The sequence below is a fragment of the Algoriphagus ornithinivorans genome (assembly GCF_900115305.1).
Taxonomy (GTDB): Bacteria; Bacteroidota; Bacteroidia; order Cytophagales; family Cyclobacteriaceae; genus Algoriphagus; species Algoriphagus ornithinivorans.
Genome location: NZ_FOVW01000007.1, coordinates 282,041 through 299,450, shown reverse-complemented (window position 1 = coordinate 299,450; position 17,410 = coordinate 282,041). Strand labels below are relative to the sequence as shown.

The window sequence follows — 17,410 nt, the reverse complement described above, 5'->3', positions numbered from 1 at the left end:
GTTAATCGTAATTCTAAATAATTGCTTTTTTTATTTAAAAACAAACAAATTCTATTGTGGCCTTAAACTTGATATGGATAAAATAGGTTATTCCTATAAAAATAATTTTCATTTTCATTTGAGAAATGAAATCAAAAACTAACTTTACAATGCATATCACCCAATCTGCACACTAAATTAGATGTTAACCACGCCAAGCTATTCATTGTCCGATCAAGTATACCCGGTTATTTTAAATCCCAGAAATCGTGATGATCAGGAGAAAATAGTTGATTTGAAAAACAACCCTCAGATTCAGGTAATCAATCAAATCAATAGTCAGGTTGGCGATTTAATCAAATCACGGCATCCAGCAAAAACTTTTTCCAAGGAAGAATTAAAAGCAGAGATTGAGAGTTTTTTTGAAGAAAATCCCAAGGAGTCTTATGGGAATTGGGTTTATTATCCCTGGAAGTATGCGCTAGTTCATCTTTTGCCTGAAGAAGAATTTATTCGGGTTAGAACACTCAGAAACAATTATAAAATTACTCCTCAAGAGCAAAAAGAGCTCGCAAAGAAAAAGGTTGGGATAGTTGGTCTCTCGGTTGGGCAAAGCATTGCTTTAGCCATGGCTTTGGAAAGAAGTTGCGGAGAAATGCGTTTGGCTGACTTTGATCATTTGGAATTGAGTAATCTCAATAGGTTAAAAGCTGGAGTAACAAGTTTGGGAGTAGAGAAGATAGTTATTGCGGCAAGAGAAATTGCAGAGATCGATCCCTATCTGAAGTTAACTCTATTTCGAGATGGAATTACTGAAGAAAATATCGACTCATTTTTTTCAGATCAGGGAGGATTGGATTTAATTATCGATGAGTGTGATAGTTTGGATATCAAAATTCTACTCCGAAAAACAGCCCAGAAATATAAGATTCCTCTAATGATGGATACCTCTGATCGGGGAATGTTAGATATAGAAAGATTTGATTTGGAGCCGGAGAGGCCAATTTTTCATGGGTACCTGGGAGATATAAATTTAAATACGCTAAAAAATCTAACCAATAAGCAGAAAGTTGCCATTGGATTGAAGATGACTGGGGTAGATACTCTTTCTCCGAGGATGAAAGCTTCTTTGTTGGAGGTAGGGCAAACCATTAGCAGTTGGCCACAATTAGCCTCAGCAGTTTTTCTAGGTGGAGCTTCAGTGGCCCATGTTGCTCGAAAGTTATTGGTAGGTGAGCCTGTTGATTCAGGAAGATTTTTCGTGGATCTTGACGAAATCATCAAATTGGATCTTCCTGAAATTCAAGAAGAGCGAGAGGTAGTTCCAGTAAAGAATGGAGATTTTTTAGGCAGTATTCCCAAAAATATCATTCCATCAGGTTACGTCCTAAACAAGGAAGAACTTAATGGATTGGTTGAATTTGCCAATTTGGCACCTTCTGGGGGAAATATTCAGCCTTGGATATGGGTATTCGATCAAAATGGAGTTTTGCACCTTTTCCATGACAAGGAAAGAAGCCACTCCATGCTGGATTATAAAGGCACTGGTTCCTTGATTGCTTTTGGCGCAGCTCTCGAAAACATCAGGCTTCACTGTGCAAAATCAGGAATTGAGATCGAAATCATTGAACACATACAGGATTTCGAGGAAGATCTGATTGCAAGCATACGCTTTATAGTTAAGCATAATCAAAAAATCAAAGTTCATAATGGAGAATTGGTAGATGGAGTGGCAATCCGATGTACCAATCGAAAGAATGCATCCAAGGTGGATTTGACACCTGAGCAGATCCAGCTTTTTCACGGATATGCTCTGGCAGAAGGTATGCCGATGGAGCATATTTCCGTAAAGTCTGATTTGGAAAAGCTATCGGGTATTATTGGCGGGATGGATAGAATGCGCCTTTTTCATGATCAGGGACTCAAAGACTTTATTAATGAAGTAAGGTGGAATGATAAGGAAGCCCGCGAAAGCCGGGATGGAATAGATATAGCAACATTGGAATTGAGTGGGGCGGAAAGGGCTGCAATGGGCTTATTAAAAGACCCGCGGACAGTTCGTTTTTTCAGGAAGTTTCTAATGGGATATGGTCTTACTAAAATTTCCCATGACACCATCATGTCAAGTTCTGCCATGTTTTTGCTCCAAGGCAAAGAGTTTACTCCTCAAGAATATCTAAAAGCAGGAAAGGTTCTTCAACGCATTTGGATCAAAGCTAACATGATGGAGATCAGTTTTCAGCCAGTGACAGCGGCGATGTTTATTTTTCATCAAACTCTTAGGGAAAAAGATCATGGCTTCACAGAAGAAGAGGTGTCTATGATCAAAAAATACAAGGCAGAATTCAATACTTTGTTCAACAGGGAAAAAAGTAATGAAGAATTATTTATGTTTAGACTTAATTTCGGAGGAGAGCCAAGTATGAGATCCTATAGAAGGGAAGTCGAAGATACATTAATTACCATTGACTGATGTTCACCTTTAAAGCATTTAGGGCAGTTGATGAGCCTGAAATATGTGATATGTTTATTGAAGGACATGCAAATGTTCTTAAAGAATATGGTGTCACCAAGGTAACCTCCTCCAATAATGATTGGAAATACAACCCATTCGTTTTCGTGGTAACTGTTCACGATAATTCTACTGGACAAGTAGTAAGTGGGTTAAGAATACACGTAGCCGATACAGAATTTCCTCTTCCTCTTGAAGGTGCTATTGCACCAGTTGATTCTAAAATTTTTGAACTGGTAGGAGAATATAGAGAAAGAGGAGGAACGGGGGAAATCGGAGGATTATGGAATAGTAGAATGATTTCAGGTTATGGTATAGGTGCCATATTTCTTTCGAGGACATCTTTAGTAATTGCAGAGCAGTTAAATGTTCCGACTTTATTTGCTCTCTGTGCGGAATATACCTTAAAACCTACCCTTCAGAAGGGTTTTGAAATTGAGGAAAACATTGGTAATAATGGTACTTTTTTTTACCCGAAACTGGATTTAGTAGCAACTTTGGCAGTTTTGAAGGATGTAGAAAATTTACCTTTAGCTCTCCCAGTTGAAAGGGAGTTTATTCTTGATTTAAGGAAAAATCTTGAATGTACCAGGGTTGAAGAAACCTTGAAAGGGCCAGTAGAAATTACCTATCAATTGAAAATTAAAAATACTGACTGGAGAGTTAAACCATGATTTCGATAATTACTTTTATTTGGGCTTTTTTTCAAGCTTTAAACCCTGTCATCTTAAATGGAGAAACAGTTCTTCTTGATAGGTATGAATATTTGATTTTAGAAGAGGATAAAGACATCAATTTTCAGGAAATCAATGAAAGAAATGATTTCACTAAAATAGATCAACAAAGCAAAAATTTCGGAATCAACAATGATGTAGTATGGTTGAAATATGTAGTAGAAAATAATTCTGAAAACGAAGGAAAATATTTTTACATCAACAACTCTTCATTGGATAGCTTAGAATTATTTGTTGTAAGCGAAAATGAGATTTTGGAATCCTATGTAGGAGGTAGATTAGTAGATTTTTATTCAAAACCGATTTTATCCAAATCAATAATTTTTGATATAAATCTCCCGATAGGAAAAACTTCTGAGATTTTCTTAAAAGTTAAAAGTGTCAACAAAAAGATTATTACATCCACGATAACGAATAGAAATTATCTGGAGAATCTGATAAATAGAGAGAATATACTATTTGGAATATTTACCGGTGTAATTGTAGGATTATTCTTTTATAATTTATTCCTATTCTTTTCTGTAAGAGATAAATTATATCTCATATATGTAATTCATACCGTATTGGTGTGGTTTGCACAATCATCAATACTAGGTTTTACACAGGAAATATTCTGGCCCAATGTGGTTTGGTTAAACTTGAGATCTGGAGTTATTTTTTCATCCCTGGTTAGTATAGTTGGGATTTGGTTTTTAAGAGTGTTTTTGTCAACGGATAAATTCATACCCAAATTAGATAAGGGCTTTTACTTTATCTATCTCGTCTATGCTTTTATCTTAGTTAACGCCTTTTTCTTTTCCATCACAGTGAGTTATCAGACCTTACTGGTAACTCAAAGTATAGTCGTTTTATATGTTTTATTGGCAGCTTTTGCTGTTCAGAAGCAAGGCTATCGACCTGCTAGATATTATTTGCTAGCTTGGTCTGTGTTTATGTTAGGTATTTTCCTTTTCGTTTTGAGCGAAATGGGAATCATACCAACTAATGATTTGACTGCATACATTATGCCTTTAGGCTCTGCATTGGAAGTTGTGTTACTCTCCTTCGCACTTGCTGATAAGATTAATATTTTAAAGAAAGAGAAGGAGAAAGAACAGGCAGAACGCCTAAGGGTATTGAAAGAAAATGAGCAATTGATCCGTGAGCAGAATACCATGCTCGAAGAAAAAGTAAGAATCAGAACGGATGAATTGGAACAGGCTCTGAGAAATCTTCAAAATACCCAAAGTCAATTAGTCAGTCAGGAAAAAATGGCTTCACTAGGTCAATTAACTGCAGGTATTGCGCATGAGATAAACAACCCAATCAACTTTGTAAGTTCAAATATTACCCCGCTCAAAAGGGATATTGCAGATATCATGGAAGTGATCGAGTTCTACCGTGAAACTGGTATGAGCGAATTCAAGGAAGAGTCCAAGAAAAAAGCAAAAGACCTGGAGGAAGAATTAGAATTGGATTATGTACTGGACGAAGTAGATCAACTTCTCAAGGGAATGGAAGAAGGAGCAAAGCGAACAGTGGAAATTGTCAAAGGTCTCCGTTTATTCTCCAGAGTTGACGAGCAGGATGTCAAGAAAGTGGATATCCACGATGGGATTAATAGTACAATTATTCTCTTGAACAGCTCAATACCTGGTAAAATCAGGATTGTCAGGGATTTTGCTGAACTTCCTATGGTGGAATGTCTTGCTGGAAAAATCAATCAGGTATTCATGAATATTATCAACAATGCAGTTCATGCATTGAGTGATCATATTGATACAGTCAAAGATCCAAAAATTGAAATCCGCACCAAATCTTTGGGAGATCATGTGGTGGTGGAAATCGAAGATAATGGCCCAGGAATGCCGGATCATGTAAAACAGAGGATTTTTGAACCTTTCTTCACTACCAAAGCAGTTGGGAAAGGCACAGGTTTGGGGCTTTCAATTGTTTATTCTATTATTGAAAATCATAAAGGAACTTTAGAAGTAAACTCTGAAGTGGGTCAAGGGACAACTTTTATAATTACACTACCTATTTATCAAAGCTCATCCAAGTATGAATAACCATATACATGTGCTTTATATTGATGATGAGGATAACAACCTCAAATCATTTAGAGCCTCGCTAAGGAAAGATTTCAAGGTTTTTACTGCCATAGATGCAGAAGAAGGTTTGCAAGTTGCCCAGACTGAGGAGATACATGTAGTAATTGCGGATCAGCGCATGCCTGGAATGACAGGTACAGAATTTTTTGAAAAGCTCATTCAAATCAATCCCGACCCAATTCGTATCCTGCTTACCGGGTATTCTGATATCGCCAGTGTCATCGATGCGATCAATAAGGGCGAAGTTTATCGATTCATCGATAAACCATGGAATATTGAGCAGATTAAGAACTCCATTAAGAATGCAGCGGATATTTATTTCATGAGGCAGGAGTTAAAAGAGAAAAATATACGCCTGAAAAAGCTGCATACCGAAATGAATCAATTTGTATACAGTCTTTCTCATGAGCTCCGTGGACCTTTGATGAGTATTTCCGGTGTTTCAAAATTGGCGAAAATGGAAGTCTCCGATCCCAATATTTTGGAATATTTTGAAATGATAGATTCTGCCACTACTAAACTGGACGATTTTATCTACAAAATGCTAGATTTCTATAGGTCTACCAAGATTGACCATAAAGTAACTGAGATCAAATTCAGGGATGTGCTTGGACAGCAAATGGAGGCCTACAAAGCAAAATTCAATCTATCTGAGTTTAATGTTTTGACCCAGGTTAATCAAGATGAGCTTTTTTACTCCGATGATGCAAAAATCAGAGTAATCTTGAATAACCTATTTAGCAACTCAGTGCAGTTCCAGAAGAATGAACAAGGGGAAAAGAAGATCTCTATTACCATAGATGTCAAAGATGGACAGGCTATCATCATGCTGGAAGATAATGGTATTGGAATAGATGACCGACATCATCCGGAAGTGTTCAACTTGTTTACAAGAGCTACCCAGAAGAATGTAGGAACAGGCTTGGGACTTTATATGGTCAAAGAAGCTGTTGAGCAATTGGGTGGAAAAATTGAGTTGAGATCTATTTTAAATGAAGGAACTACCGTCAGAGTAGTACTGCCGAGCTTGAATTAAGAATACTTTTCTGGGGTTTTTAGGAGGAAAGCGTATCTTTGCAGCCTCACTTTTTATAAACAAAAAGAAAAATTATGATTAACCCTTGGCATGACGTCAATATCGGGAAAGATGCTCCCGAATATGTGATGGGAGTGGTGGAAATTCCCAAAGGAAGTAAAGGTAAATACGAACTTCACAAAAAGTCAGGAATGTTGATGCTGGATAGAGTCCTATTCTCTGCCGTGCACTATCCTGCCAATTATGGATTCATTCCCCAAACATTCTGTGAGGATCATGACCCTTTGGATATTTTGATTATTTCTCAAATAGATATCCCTTCCATGTGCCTAGTTGAGGCTAAGGTCATAGGCGTGATGCGCATGGTGGATGGCGGAGAGGCAGATGATAAAATCATCGCTGTAGCTGCCGGAGATCAGTCTGTGAATTATATCAATGATATCGATGAGCTACCTCCGCATTTGATGAAGGAAGTCCATCGATTCTTTGAAGATTATAAGAAGCTCGAGAATAAAGAAGTAAAAGTGGAGGATTTCCTAGGTAAGGAAGATGCTTTGAGAATTATTCGGGAAAGTATCGAACTTTACGATAAGAATTTCAGAAACCAACGATAAGATAAAGCCTGAGCAATCAGGCTTTTTTGTTTTTCACCTTTTTCTTAGGAGCTTTTTTCACCAGATAATTGACTAGGTCAGGATAGGCATGATGCTCATGGTTGGAAACAGAAATTGATTGCCGGTCTGAAAATGCTATAGTCAATTGCTTGAATTCCTTTTTATTGGCGATTACTATTTCTTCTTCCCAAGCTAAAATTTCAGCAATGGGGTAGGCTTTTTGAAATCCTCTTAAAGGAAGTTTGACGATAATTTGATCCCTTCCAGCAGTGATAAAACGAAAACCCGCAAGCATTTTTACCAAAAGCATTAATAGCACTAAGGTGATCAAAGATGCAGCAATCAAGTAAAACCATAGGCCAAAAGAACCCTTGTAAGCAAAATCTCTAAGGATCAGAATCAGACCTGCTAAAAGAGCGACAACAATAATTCCCAATGAAAAGTAAGTGGATCCTTTCGGTTTAATGACGATCATGAGCTTTATGTAATTCCAGTAGTTTTCCGTAAGCAAAAGTCTCTAAATCCTTGAAAAAAGCGAAGAAAATCACTTCAAATTCAGCTTCCCGCTCTAACAAGGCCAAATGAGCTTCTTCCATTTTTGAATTAAAGGTGGTTCTTTTGGACATTCCTGTCAGAGATCTTCTGATGCCTTCCACAGTTCCATAGTGCAAAAGCCAATTATCATTTCTCATCCAATAATACATCTTGGCAAATCGCTCCGGAAAGATATCTTCGTAACCATCCAATATTGAATAGGTTCTCTGAATAAAATCTTCTACAGGTACAGAAGAATAGTTTTTCCAGTTTTTAATCAAAAAATAATCAAAAAAGATATCCGTAATCACGGTGGAATAGTGTCCAAATTTTGGTCTAAGATAGGATTGCCCTGCTTTGACCAAAGGATGTGAGTCGGTAAAGTAATCTATCTCCCGATGTAGCAAGATTCCGGAGATAATGTCCTCTTCAAAATCTTTGATCTGTTTCCCTTTTACAAAATCAGCTATAAAATTCCCGACGAGAATCTTTTCTTCATTAAAAGACAGAAATGCATGTGCGAGGAAATTCATAGAATGTTTAGACTTAGAAACTCTTTGCCTTTTGATTAGTTTCGCCTAAAATACGGATTGATGGACAAAGTCACGGAGGAATTAAAAAAAGGTCTGAAACTTTTGAAGCAAGAATGGCAAGAAGACCTAGCTCAATACAAGAAAAAGTTTTTGAATACTTCTCTGGCGGATAAGAAAAAAGAAGGGATTACTTGGCATCCTATTCAGGTGAAAAAGGCTAAAATAGGAATGGGAGAACGACTTTTGGTAGAAATAGAAAAGTTGGATCAAAGCCAAAACTCTGCTTTTCAATCCGGGAAATCTGTCGCATTTTTCTCAACCCAAGATGGCTATGCCTCTTCTGAAAACCGAGTGAATGGCGTGATCAATCAAGTAAAAAAAGACACAATGATTGTCACGCTTCAGGCTGATGAACTCCCGGAGTGGATGGATAGCAGCCGCTTGGGTGTAGACTTATTATTTGATGAGGCCAGCTATCGTGAGATGGAATTTGCCTTGAAAAGAGTTATTGAGGCAGATAATCTTCGGCTCAAAGAGTTGAAAGAAACCCTATTGGGAGAACGAGCCCCAGTATTCTCAGAAAACACAAGAAGTGAATCGGAAGGCTTAAACTTTTCCCAAAACCAAGCTTGCCTAAAAATCGCCAATGCAAAGGATGTGGCGATAATTCATGGACCTCCCGGAACCGGGAAAACCACGACATTGATCAGGGCTATTTCGGAGGCTGCGGAAAAAGGATTATCCGTTTTGGTTTGTGCCCCAAGTAATGCTGCAGTGGATTTATTGGTAGAAAAGTTGACAGATTCAGGAATCTCTACTCTCCGATTGGGTCATCCTGCGAGAGTGGAAGAAAAGATTTTGAACCAAACTTTGGATGCAAAAACAGCTTTTCATGAAAGTTACAGAGATCTGAAAAAACTTCGAAAGGAAATTGATCAGTATCTAAAGCTAGCCAAACAATACAAGCGAAATTTTGGACCTGAAGAGCGCAGACAGCGGAAGTTGTTGTTTGATGAAGTGGGGAGAATCCGGGAAGCTGCTAAGCATCTGGAAGAATATATTTCCTTTGACATTTTTCAAAAAACACAAGTTTTTGCCTGTACGCTGGTTGGCGCCTCGTCCTATCACTTGAAAGGGATGACCTTTGACGTGGTATTTATCGACGAGGCAGCTCAGGGATTGGAAGCGGCAACTTGGATTCCAATCCTGAAGGCTAAAAAGGTGGTTTTTGCTGGGGATCACTTACAACTCCCACCCACAATCAAATCCTTTGAAGCTGCAAAAGAAGGTTTAGCGATTACTTTGATGGAAAAGGTCATTCAAAGAAAGCCTCAAGTGGCGGAGCTCTTACAGGTTCAGTATAGAATGAAAGCCGAAATCATGGGGTTCTCCAATGAGTATTTTTATGGGGGGAAATTGAAAGCTGCTAAAAATACAGACCTTCATGTATTCGAAAATGAAGCAGTCTTGGAGTGGATAGATACCGCGGGAGCTGGGTATTCAGATCGGCAAGAGGAGGAAAGCCTTAGCACCTTCAATCCTGAGGAAGCTAGCTTTACTTGCAAGTATTTAAATGAACTGATCAAGCGGATCGGCATTTCAAAATTTAAGGAAAACGGCTGGACTATAGGTTTGATTGCTCCGTATTCTGCCCAGGTAAGGTACTTACGAACATTGATCTTTGAAACTTATGATTATCCCAATTTGAAGGCTTTTGCTGATTTGATCACCATTGATACTGTAGATGGATTTCAAGGGCAGGAGCGGGACTTGATGATCATTTCACTGACCCGGTCCAATGATAGAGGGGAGATTGGTTTTTTGGCAGATGAACGAAGGATGAACGTAGCTATTACCCGAGCCAAAAGGAAGCTAGTTTTAATTGGAGATAGCAGTACCTTTGCTATCAATCCTTTTTTTGATTCTCTGCTAGGATATTTTGAAGAAAAGGGAGGGTATAGGAGTGTTTGGGAAAAATTAATTAGTTGATTATTAATAAAATATAAAAAAAATTAGTTTAAAGATTGTTTTTTTTTTTTAATTGTTGAAATTCCTCTCGTTAAATCATTTATTACTTAAACTAATTCTTATGAAAAAAATCAATTTTTCTGGATTTGCATTTGCACTTATTTTTATTGCATTTGCTTCATTTTCAACTTCTGTTGAGGCTAGCGGTCCTTTTGGAAGTCAAGGTCACTGGGTTAATCTTGGCGATGGAAGTCAAGAATGTATGACTCATTGGTGGAATAATGATTGTAAAGTTGGAGATACACGAGGAGGGTCTCCAGAAGGGCTTGGATGATTTTAAAATAGCTCCCTGATGATAGGGAGCTATTCTTTTAAAGTTTCAATTATCAAATATGTTTGCAAAATCAAAATACCTTTTCTTGAACTTCTTCATTGTTTTCTTTTTTTTATTTTCTGCATGTAGTATGAAAAGAGATCAATTGGATAAGAGTTGCTTAAATGTACAGATTAGTCTCTTTAAAGGGAGTATAAATAAATTGAACATTTCTTCCCCTGAGGATTTTGGAGGTGGACTACGTGCTGTTGAGATTTTTCAAGATACCTTGGCTTATGTTTTACCTACCAAACCCATTGATAAGATATTTATTATTGATTTAAAAAATCAAAAGTTTCTTGCTCCAATTCATTTAGATCGAAATTTTATCACAGCTCCTTCAGGTATTCAAGCTATTTCTTCTGATAGTATTTTTGTAAGTGAACAGAATTTCCCTCAAATCCATCTAATCGATAACAATGGCGTAGTATTAGAAAGTGTTAATCTATATCGTGAAAATTTATGGAAAATGCCAAAAGAAGGTTTTCCAAATTTTGGCTTATATTTTGGTTTTGGTAAAACCTTCCATTACGACAAGAGTAGAAATAGCTTATTTTTCCCATTAAAACAATTGGATATTTGGTATTTTGTCCAGGAAAAGAATAAGTTTCCTGTTTTTGCAGAATATAGTCTATCGACAAATCAGTTTTTGGGATTACACGGAGAATACCCTGGTGTATATGGGTCCAAGTTAAATAGCCTTTTACCGTTTTTCTTAAGTCACCCGATAATGGAAGTTTTTGAAAAACAAATAATTTTAAGCTATCCCTTGGATGAGGAATTATTTGTGTATGATTTGGATGGAAATTTTTTATTTAAAAAATGTGCCTCAATATCTGATTTTCATTTGGGCTTACCTTTAGAGTACGATATGGAGAATTTTGACTCCGAGGGTCTTAGAAAATATCATTTAACTAACTCATATTTCGGAAACTTCTTTTTTATTTCAGGACTAAATAAATTTTCAAGAATATTTTTAAAAAGTTTGATTACTTCTCAAGGGACTTGTAAAGCAAAAAAGGTCTTTGTCATGACTTTTGATATTAATCTGGATTTGGAATCCGTAACAGAACTTCCTATAGAGTATCCCTGTAATTATTTTACTTATCAAACTGCATATAATAAAGGCGTTCTTTCTAAATCTTCGGTGGTGGATGATGACCTTTTTCCACTTAGTGACATAATCTTGTTGGATAATTAACTATACAATTTCGATAATGAAAAAAATACTATTAATAATATTTTTTAGTCTGTTTTTAGGACCAAAGGTATGGGCTCAACAAAATCAAAAAGAAATTGAATTGTCTTTAGAAAATCTTTTTTACGGAAATGACAATGAGATTCTCACAAAACTATATTGGTTAAATCAAGAAAATATTATAGGGCTTAGGTATGAAAATGATATTCCAAAAGATCTTGTCTTATTGAATCGGGCTCGATTGATAAAGGATAGTTTAAGTATTAACCGGTTATTTATCAGGGATTATAACCCAAAGGCAAAAAAGTTTATAGCAATTAATAGTTTGATCCAGACTGATAAGAATGAAATTGTGATTCTGCATGGGTATGGAAGCTCTAAAATTAAACTAATCAATGATAAGTTAGAATTGGAAAGTAAATCTTTGCCGAATAAGAAACCAGATATTTCAGATGAGTATTTTAGAGACTATGAACTAGTTCAATTAGGAGATTTTACAATTGGATATAAGGTAAACCCTTCCAAATGGATTAAAGATGCTGATTATTGGATTTTTAATTGGAATAATGGTACTGTTTCAAAATATGAAGATTCAAAAATCACTGATGTTTCAAAAAATAGGTTTTGGGATATGAAGAATGATCCCGAACCTTACAGCACATATACTCACTTTTTGTATAATATAATCCAAACAAAGGATGGGTTTTTATTCAATCTTCCCCTAAAAAATAGATTTGTTCTTTATGACAGTCAAAAAAATATAATGCAAGGTTATCAATTTCCAGAACTCAGAAAAAAGAGCCAAGCATGGTTTGTCTTTTATGATAGGGAATGGAACAGGTTTTTTCCTGTATTGGATTTAGGAGGGAAATATGAAGTGTATAGTTTAGATCTTGATAAAGAGAAATTTACCTATCTCTCAACAACCAATAATCAACCGTTAGGTATCGTTGGGGGAAAGGTTTACATGAGGAATTTTTCACTAAAAGAGAATAAAAGCGGATATTTTTTTGACCACCATTTAGTTGATTTGTACCCAAGGTTAGAATAGGATAAATCAATTTCTAGAAACCTTCTCTTGCTGATAGACCAAATTCAATAAGCTTAGAACTTCACCAAAGGCCTCAGCTGATTTCAATTGCTCATCCGATATTTTCTTGCCGAGTAGTCTGCAAAGCAAAAGTCCATAGACACCATTGAGGCAGATTTGGATTTCATTTCCCAGGTCTTTCCCATCAGCCTCCATTACTGCTTGTAAAATATGAGGCTTGGCTTTTTGATAAGTTTGGAAATAGGTTTGATCCGATTTAAGTAACTGCCAGTGCAGTTGGGAAAGCTCAGCAACCAATTTTTTACTTTCCTCCAAATGGCCTTTCTCCATAATTCCTTCTTTCTCCATTTGATTTCTGAAGTCCTGATACCAATTAAAAATGGTATTCTTTTCCTTTTCTTCAACGGGAAAGTGAGAAACTACATATTGCCGGATTTCCTCCAAATTACCCTGAAAAGACCGAATCAAGTCCTCCTGTTGATAGAGATAGATGATGTATTCGGCTATGTTTTGGGATTTTTTGTTTTCGGCTATGGATTTCATGGATTAAAATATTTTCGGGGTAAAGTTAAAAGCTAAATCTCAGAGGTCGAAATACAGTAGAAATACTATTGAAATATATTCACCTTCGGTGAATGAAATATTTATCTAATCAAGGAGTCCTGAACTATTAGGGTTATTTCGCCGAAGGCATATTTCACTTGGTGTAGTGAAGTGTATTTCAACTATATTTCTTTTCTATTTCGACAAATCCGTATTTCAGGTATAATCCTCTAATTTTCTCCTTCTTTTTCCCTAATTTTGCGCGCAGAATGAACATGCAAAAAATAAGAAATTTCTGTATCATCGCCCATATTGACCATGGGAAGAGTACATTGGCGGATAGGTTGCTGCAAGAGACTCAGACAGTGTCTGATCGGGATATGCAGGACCAGTTGTTGGATAACATGGATCTGGAGAGAGAGCGGGGAATCACCATTAAGTCCCACGCCATCCAGATGAAATACACCCATGAAGGAGAGGAATATATACTCAACCTAATCGATACTCCGGGACACGTGGATTTTTCTTACGAAGTTTCCAGATCGATTGCAGCTTGTGAAGGTGCATTGCTAATCGTGGATGCTTCTCAGGGTATCGAAGCACAGACCATTTCAAACTTGTATTTGGCGCTGGGTCATGACCTGGAAATAATTCCTGTTTTAAATAAAATTGATCTTCCAGGAGCAGATCCAGAATCTGTGGCAGACGAGGTAATTGACCTGATTGGCTGTGATAGAGAGGATATTATTTTGGCCTCTGGAAAGACAGGAATAGGGATAGATGATATTCTGAAGGCTGTTGTCACTCGAATTCCAGCGCCTATAGGAGATCCTGATGCACCGCTACAAGCGATGATTTTTGACTCGGTTTACAATCCTTTCAGAGGTGTGGAAGTGATTTTCCGGATTTTCAACGGAACCTTCAGCAAAGGCGATAAAATTAAGTTTGTCAATACCGGAAGGGAATATGAGGCAGATGAAATCGGTATTTTAGGATTGAATCAGATTCCTCAGCAAACCATGAGTGCCGGAAATGTAGGTTACCTTATTTCTGGGGTCAAGGTGGCAAAAGAGATTAAAGTAGGGGATACCATCACCCATATCAAGCGCCCCTGCGAAAAAGCCATTCAGGGTTTTGAGAATGTGAAGCCTATGGTTTTTGCCGGGATCTATCCTGTAGATACCACGGATTATGAGGAGTTGAGAGCATCCATGGAAAAGCTGCAACTCAACGATGCTTCCCTAGTTTGGGAACCTGAAACATCCGCTGCTTTGGGATTTGGTTTCCGATGTGGATTCTTGGGAATGCTGCACATGGAAATCATTCAGGAGCGATTAGAGCGGGAATTTGATATGACCGTGATCACAACTGTGCCCTCTGTGCAGTTCAAGGCATTGATGACCAATGATACCTACAAGCTAATCAATGCTCCTTCAGATATGCCTGATCTTACCAAGATGAAGCATATTGAAGAGCCATTTGTTAAGGCTTCAATCATCACTGCTTCTGAATATGTAGGGGCTGTGATTACGCTTTGTATGGAGAAAAGAGGTCAAATCAAAAACCAGGTTTATTTGACTGCAGATCGGGTGGAATTGACCTTCGATATGCCTTTGGCCGAGATCGTATTTGATTTCTTCGACAAGTTGAAAACTATTTCCAGAGGATATGCATCCTTGGATTATGAGTTGAAAGGATATCAGCCTTCTCACATGGTTCGGCTGGATGTGATGCTTAATGGCGAAGCAGTTGATGCGCTTTCTGCGATAGTGCACCGTGATAAAGCTTACGAATGGGGCAAAAGGCTCTGCGAAAAATTGAAAGAATTGGTTCCTCGCCAGATGTTTGAAATTGCCATTCAGGCAGCCATCGGAACGAAAATTATTGCCCGAGAAACAGTAAAAGCCCTACGTAAAAACGTATTGGCGAAGTGTTATGGTGGTGATATTTCCCGAAAACGTAAACTTCTGGAAAAGCAGAAAAAAGGGAAGAAACGCATGAGGCAAGTCGGTAATGTTGAGGTTCCTCAGGAGGCGTTTATGGCAGTGCTGAAGCTGGATTAAGGATTTACGATTTACGATTTACGAGGCAATTCTTGTTCTTAATCATTTAATTCTATCATCAAATCCTTTAGTTTTGTCCTTCACCTAATTCATGAATTATGAAAAAGGAAATGAGGGACAGAACAAACGTTTTGCTCTTGACGTGTGGTTATTATGCGCAAAATTACACCATTCAAGAGAATTCAATAGCTATGTGAACCAGTTACTGAGATGCTCGAGCTCCGTAGCCGCCAACTACAGAGCTGTTAATAGAGCAAAGTCTAAAGCGGACTTCATAAATAAATTGAAGATTGTTGAAGAAGAAGCAGACGAGAGTCAGTTTTTTCTAGAAATAATTCATGAGATACAAAAAGATCAAAAGCTAGAGATAGAAATAAAAAGATTGATCAAAGAGGCCGATGAAATTTTGGCAATAATAGTATCCAGCATCAAAACTACTAGAGGCATTTGAGGTATTCAGGCAGCTCGTAAATCTTAAATCTTAAATCAAAAATCAAAATGGCTATACTTATCGACGGAAAAAAGACCTCCCAAGACATCAAAAATGAAATCGCAGCACGTGTGGCTGAGATCAAAACTGAAGGAGGGAAAATTCCTCACTTGGCAGCTATTCTGGTAGGAAGTGACGGAGCCAGCCAAACCTATGTGGGAGCCAAAGTAAAGGCTTGTCATGAGATTGGATTTGAATCCACTTTGGTGCGATTGGATGAAACTATTTCTGAAGAGGAACTTTTGGCCAAAGTAGAAGATATCAATGCAAATCCCGACATTGATGGATTGATCGTACAGCTTCCTTTGCCTAAGCATATTTCTGTTGAAAAAGTTACTGATAAGATCAAGCCGGATAAAGATGTGGATGGCTTTACTCCTTCCAATGTAGGAAGAATGGCCTTGAATTGGCCGGCTTATGTAGCGGCAACTCCCTATGGAATTGTGGAGCTTTTGAAAAGATATAATATTGAGACCTCCGGTAAGCATTGTGTGGTTATTGGCAGAAGCCATATTGTGGGAAGCCCGATGAGTATTTTGATGGCAAGAAATGGATATCCTGGAAATGCTACAGTTACCTTGACTCATAGCCGAACTCAAAATCTAAAAGAAATAGCTCAAACTGCTGATATTTTGATTGTGGCATTGGGTAAGCCGGAGTTTGTAACTGCTGACATGGTAAAGCCTGGAGCTGTGGTAATCGATGTGGGAATTCATAGAGTTGAGGATGCCAGCAAAAAGTCCGGCTTCAGATTGATTGGAGATGTGAAATTTGATGAAGTGGCCGAAAAAGCTTCCGCTATCACTCCTGTTCCGGGCGGTGTAGGGCCTATGACCATTGCTTCTTTGCTGTACAATACCCTTTTGGCAGCAGAGAAAAAAGTTTACGGATAAAAGAAATTGGGTTAGAAAGCATTTGCTTTGAATAGGCTGGCTTTCTACTTTTGCAGACCTTAACCGCGCACGTGGTGAAATTGGTAGACACGCCATCTTGAGGGGGTGGTGCCCTACGGGTGTGGAAGTTCGAATCTTCTCGTGCGCACAAAGCCTTTCCAATTTTGGAGAGGCTTTTTTGATTAATGGCACTTAATCAGTTTTATTTTTGGTTAATTTCGGCTCAATTGATCGATTATGAAAAAGCACCTCTTATCTACCGCATTCCTTTTCCTTTTTTTAGGATTAAATACAATCTTGGCTCAAACTGCCCAGTTTCCAATTGTCAAAGGTTTTGGAGGAATCTATGAGATACCGGAAGCTACAGAAAGGCCGGATGGATCCCTGGAATATAAGATCTTAGTCGATTTGACTTCAGGAGCTGATAATCCTGCAGAGATATCCAGATGGGTAGATAATATAGCCAGAATGATGAATTTGCATGGCTTGGCTGGAGTAACAAAGGATAGACTCCATGTCAAGGTAGTGGTACACGGAGGAGCTATTTTTACCTTATTGAACGATGATAAGCATCAAGCGAGATATGAGTTCACTAATCCGAATTTGGCAGTTTATGAGGCTTTGAAAGAAGCAGGAGCGGAGTTTTATGTTTGCGGACAATCTATGATTGCTAGGAATATCAAGAAAGAAGATTTGTGGCAAGGAGTGCAGATTGCCCATTCTGCTTTAACGACCATCACTACCTATGTGCCTCAGGGATATATTTTGCTGAAGTTTTAAACAGTCTGGAATAATTCTT

Annotated in this window: 16 protein-coding genes and 1 tRNA gene; 14 read left to right on the top strand and 3 right to left on the bottom strand. The window is 37.7% G+C overall.

Translation table 11 applies throughout. From position 1 onward, the window contains the following. Window positions 1-181 precede the first annotated feature (181 nt). The 5 genes from BM073_RS12885 (at window position 182) to BM073_RS12865 (ending at window position 6,965) form a co-directional block, all read left to right on the top strand. Window positions 182-2,452, top strand: a complete 2,271-nt coding sequence (locus BM073_RS12885; protein WP_091654699.1) for an Rv1355c family protein — start codon at window positions 182-184, stop codon at window positions 2,450-2,452. Continuing rightward, the gene (locus BM073_RS12880; protein WP_091654697.1) at window positions 2,452-3,165 is read left to right on the top strand and encodes a hypothetical protein; all 714 of its coding nucleotides are present in this window, start codon (window positions 2,452-2,454) and stop codon (window positions 3,163-3,165) included. Before BM073_RS12885 ends, BM073_RS12880 begins: the two co-directional genes overlap by 1 nt. After that, complete coding sequence (locus tag BM073_RS12875; RefSeq protein ID WP_091654696.1) at window positions 3,162-5,273, top strand: sensor histidine kinase; 2,112 nt, start codon at window positions 3,162-3,164, stop codon at window positions 5,271-5,273. The genes BM073_RS12880 and BM073_RS12875 overlap by 4 nt, the downstream gene beginning before the upstream one ends. Next, a complete protein-coding gene (locus BM073_RS12870) occupies window positions 5,266-6,351 on the top strand; it encodes a hybrid sensor histidine kinase/response regulator (RefSeq protein ID WP_091654694.1) in 1,086 nt (361 codons plus the stop codon). Before BM073_RS12875 ends, BM073_RS12870 begins: the two co-directional genes overlap by 8 nt. Before the next feature lie 74 nt (window positions 6,352-6,425). Beyond that, window positions 6,426-6,965 carry an inorganic diphosphatase gene (locus tag BM073_RS12865; protein ID WP_091654693.1) on the top strand — a complete coding sequence of 180 codons (540 nt, stop codon included), beginning with the start codon at window positions 6,426-6,428 and terminating at the stop codon, window positions 6,963-6,965. A gap of 16 nt (window positions 6,966-6,981) precedes the next feature. Here the strand turns inward: BM073_RS12865 and BM073_RS12860 are convergent, their stop codons facing one another. Beyond that, a complete protein-coding gene (locus tag BM073_RS12860; RefSeq protein WP_091654691.1) occupies window positions 6,982-7,440 on the bottom strand; it encodes a hypothetical protein in 459 nt (152 codons plus the stop codon). Then, the gene (locus BM073_RS12855; protein WP_091654690.1) at window positions 7,427-8,032 is read right to left on the bottom strand and encodes an acyl carrier protein phosphodiesterase; all 606 of its coding nucleotides are present in this window, start codon (window positions 8,030-8,032) and stop codon (window positions 7,427-7,429) included. The genes BM073_RS12860 and BM073_RS12855 overlap by 14 nt, the downstream gene beginning before the upstream one ends. Window positions 8,033-8,092: 60 nt before the next feature. Between BM073_RS12855 and BM073_RS12850 the strand changes: the two genes are divergently transcribed. From BM073_RS12850 to BM073_RS12835, 4 genes are all read left to right on the top strand, one after another. Continuing rightward, window positions 8,093-10,021: an AAA domain-containing protein gene (locus tag BM073_RS12850; RefSeq protein ID WP_091654688.1), complete on the top strand. Its 1,929-nt coding sequence runs from the start codon at window positions 8,093-8,095 to the stop codon at window positions 10,019-10,021. Between the two features lie 100 nt (window positions 10,022-10,121). Then, entirely contained in the window at window positions 10,122-10,334 is a 213-nt protein-coding gene (locus BM073_RS12845) for a hypothetical protein (RefSeq protein ID WP_091654686.1), read from the top strand. Window positions 10,335-10,392: 58 nt separating this feature from the next. Beyond that, complete coding sequence (locus BM073_RS12840) at window positions 10,393-11,574, top strand: DUF4221 family protein (protein WP_091654685.1); 1,182 nt, start codon at window positions 10,393-10,395, stop codon at window positions 11,572-11,574. A 16-nt stretch (window positions 11,575-11,590) separates the two neighbouring features. Next, window positions 11,591-12,622, top strand: a complete 1,032-nt coding sequence (locus BM073_RS12835; protein ID WP_091654683.1) for a hypothetical protein — start codon at window positions 11,591-11,593, stop codon at window positions 12,620-12,622. A 6-nt stretch (window positions 12,623-12,628) separates the two neighbouring features. On the opposite strand, the gene BM073_RS12830 is transcribed toward BM073_RS12835, so the two are convergent. Further along, window positions 12,629-13,165 carry a DUF4924 family protein gene (locus BM073_RS12830; protein ID WP_091654681.1) on the bottom strand — a complete coding sequence of 179 codons (537 nt, stop codon included), beginning with the start codon at window positions 13,163-13,165 and terminating at the stop codon, window positions 12,629-12,631. A 269-nt stretch (window positions 13,166-13,434) separates the two neighbouring features. Here BM073_RS12830 and lepA point away from each other — a divergent pair, with 269 nt between their 5' ends. From lepA to BM073_RS12805, 5 genes are all read left to right on the top strand, one after another. Further along, window positions 13,435-15,228 carry a translation elongation factor 4 gene (lepA, locus tag BM073_RS12825; RefSeq protein ID WP_091654679.1) on the top strand — a complete coding sequence of 598 codons (1,794 nt, stop codon included), beginning with the start codon at window positions 13,435-13,437 and terminating at the stop codon, window positions 15,226-15,228. A gap of 91 nt (window positions 15,229-15,319) precedes the next feature. Further along, entirely contained in the window at window positions 15,320-15,679 is a 360-nt protein-coding gene (locus BM073_RS12820) for a four helix bundle protein (RefSeq protein ID WP_091654678.1), read from the top strand. A 47-nt stretch (window positions 15,680-15,726) separates the two neighbouring features. Then, window positions 15,727-16,611 carry a bifunctional 5,10-methylenetetrahydrofolate dehydrogenase/5,10-methenyltetrahydrofolate cyclohydrolase gene (locus BM073_RS12815; RefSeq protein WP_091654676.1) on the top strand — a complete coding sequence of 295 codons (885 nt, stop codon included), beginning with the start codon at window positions 15,727-15,729 and terminating at the stop codon, window positions 16,609-16,611. Between the two features lie 65 nt (window positions 16,612-16,676). Continuing rightward, window positions 16,677-16,759: transfer RNA gene (locus tag BM073_RS12810), tRNA-Leu, on the top strand. 89 nt (window positions 16,760-16,848) lie between these two features. Further along, entirely contained in the window at window positions 16,849-17,391 is a 543-nt protein-coding gene (locus BM073_RS12805; protein WP_091654674.1) for a DsrE family protein, read from the top strand. Window positions 17,392-17,410 lie beyond the last annotated feature (19 nt).

Excerpts from the sequence above, each read along its gene's own strand:
- BM073_RS12845 (WP_091654686.1), top strand. The coding sequence starts at position 10,122 with ATGAAAAAAATCAATTTTTCTGGATTTGCATTTGCACTTATTTTTATT.
- BM073_RS12855 (WP_091654690.1), bottom strand. The coding sequence starts at position 8,032 with ATGAATTTCCTCGCACATGCATTTCTGTCTTTTAATGAAGAAAAGATT.
- BM073_RS12805 (WP_091654674.1), top strand. The coding sequence starts at position 16,849 with ATGAAAAAGCACCTCTTATCTACCGCATTCCTTTTCCTTTTTTTAGGA.
- BM073_RS12850 (WP_091654688.1), top strand. The coding sequence starts at position 8,093 with ATGGACAAAGTCACGGAGGAATTAAAAAAAGGTCTGAAACTTTTGAAG.
- lepA (WP_091654679.1), top strand. The coding sequence starts at position 13,435 with ATGAACATGCAAAAAATAAGAAATTTCTGTATCATCGCCCATATTGAC.
- BM073_RS12875 (WP_091654696.1), top strand. The coding sequence starts at position 3,162 with ATGATTTCGATAATTACTTTTATTTGGGCTTTTTTTCAAGCTTTAAAC.
- BM073_RS12865 (WP_091654693.1), top strand. The coding sequence starts at position 6,426 with ATGATTAACCCTTGGCATGACGTCAATATCGGGAAAGATGCTCCCGAA.
- BM073_RS12840 (WP_091654685.1), top strand. The coding sequence starts at position 10,393 with ATGTTTGCAAAATCAAAATACCTTTTCTTGAACTTCTTCATTGTTTTC.
- BM073_RS12815 (WP_091654676.1), top strand. The coding sequence starts at position 15,727 with ATGGCTATACTTATCGACGGAAAAAAGACCTCCCAAGACATCAAAAAT.
- BM073_RS12830 (WP_091654681.1), bottom strand. The coding sequence starts at position 13,165 with ATGAAATCCATAGCCGAAAACAAAAAATCCCAAAACATAGCCGAATAC.
- BM073_RS12820 (WP_091654678.1), top strand. The coding sequence starts at position 15,320 with ATGAATTATGAAAAAGGAAATGAGGGACAGAACAAACGTTTTGCTCTT.
- BM073_RS12860 (WP_091654691.1), bottom strand. The coding sequence starts at position 7,440 with ATGATCGTCATTAAACCGAAAGGATCCACTTACTTTTCATTGGGAATT.
- BM073_RS12870 (WP_091654694.1), top strand. The coding sequence starts at position 5,266 with ATGAATAACCATATACATGTGCTTTATATTGATGATGAGGATAACAAC.
- BM073_RS12880 (WP_091654697.1), top strand. The coding sequence starts at position 2,452 with ATGTTCACCTTTAAAGCATTTAGGGCAGTTGATGAGCCTGAAATATGT.
- BM073_RS12835 (WP_091654683.1), top strand. The coding sequence starts at position 11,591 with ATGAAAAAAATACTATTAATAATATTTTTTAGTCTGTTTTTAGGACCA.
- BM073_RS12885 (WP_091654699.1), top strand. The coding sequence starts at position 182 with ATGTTAACCACGCCAAGCTATTCATTGTCCGATCAAGTATACCCGGTT.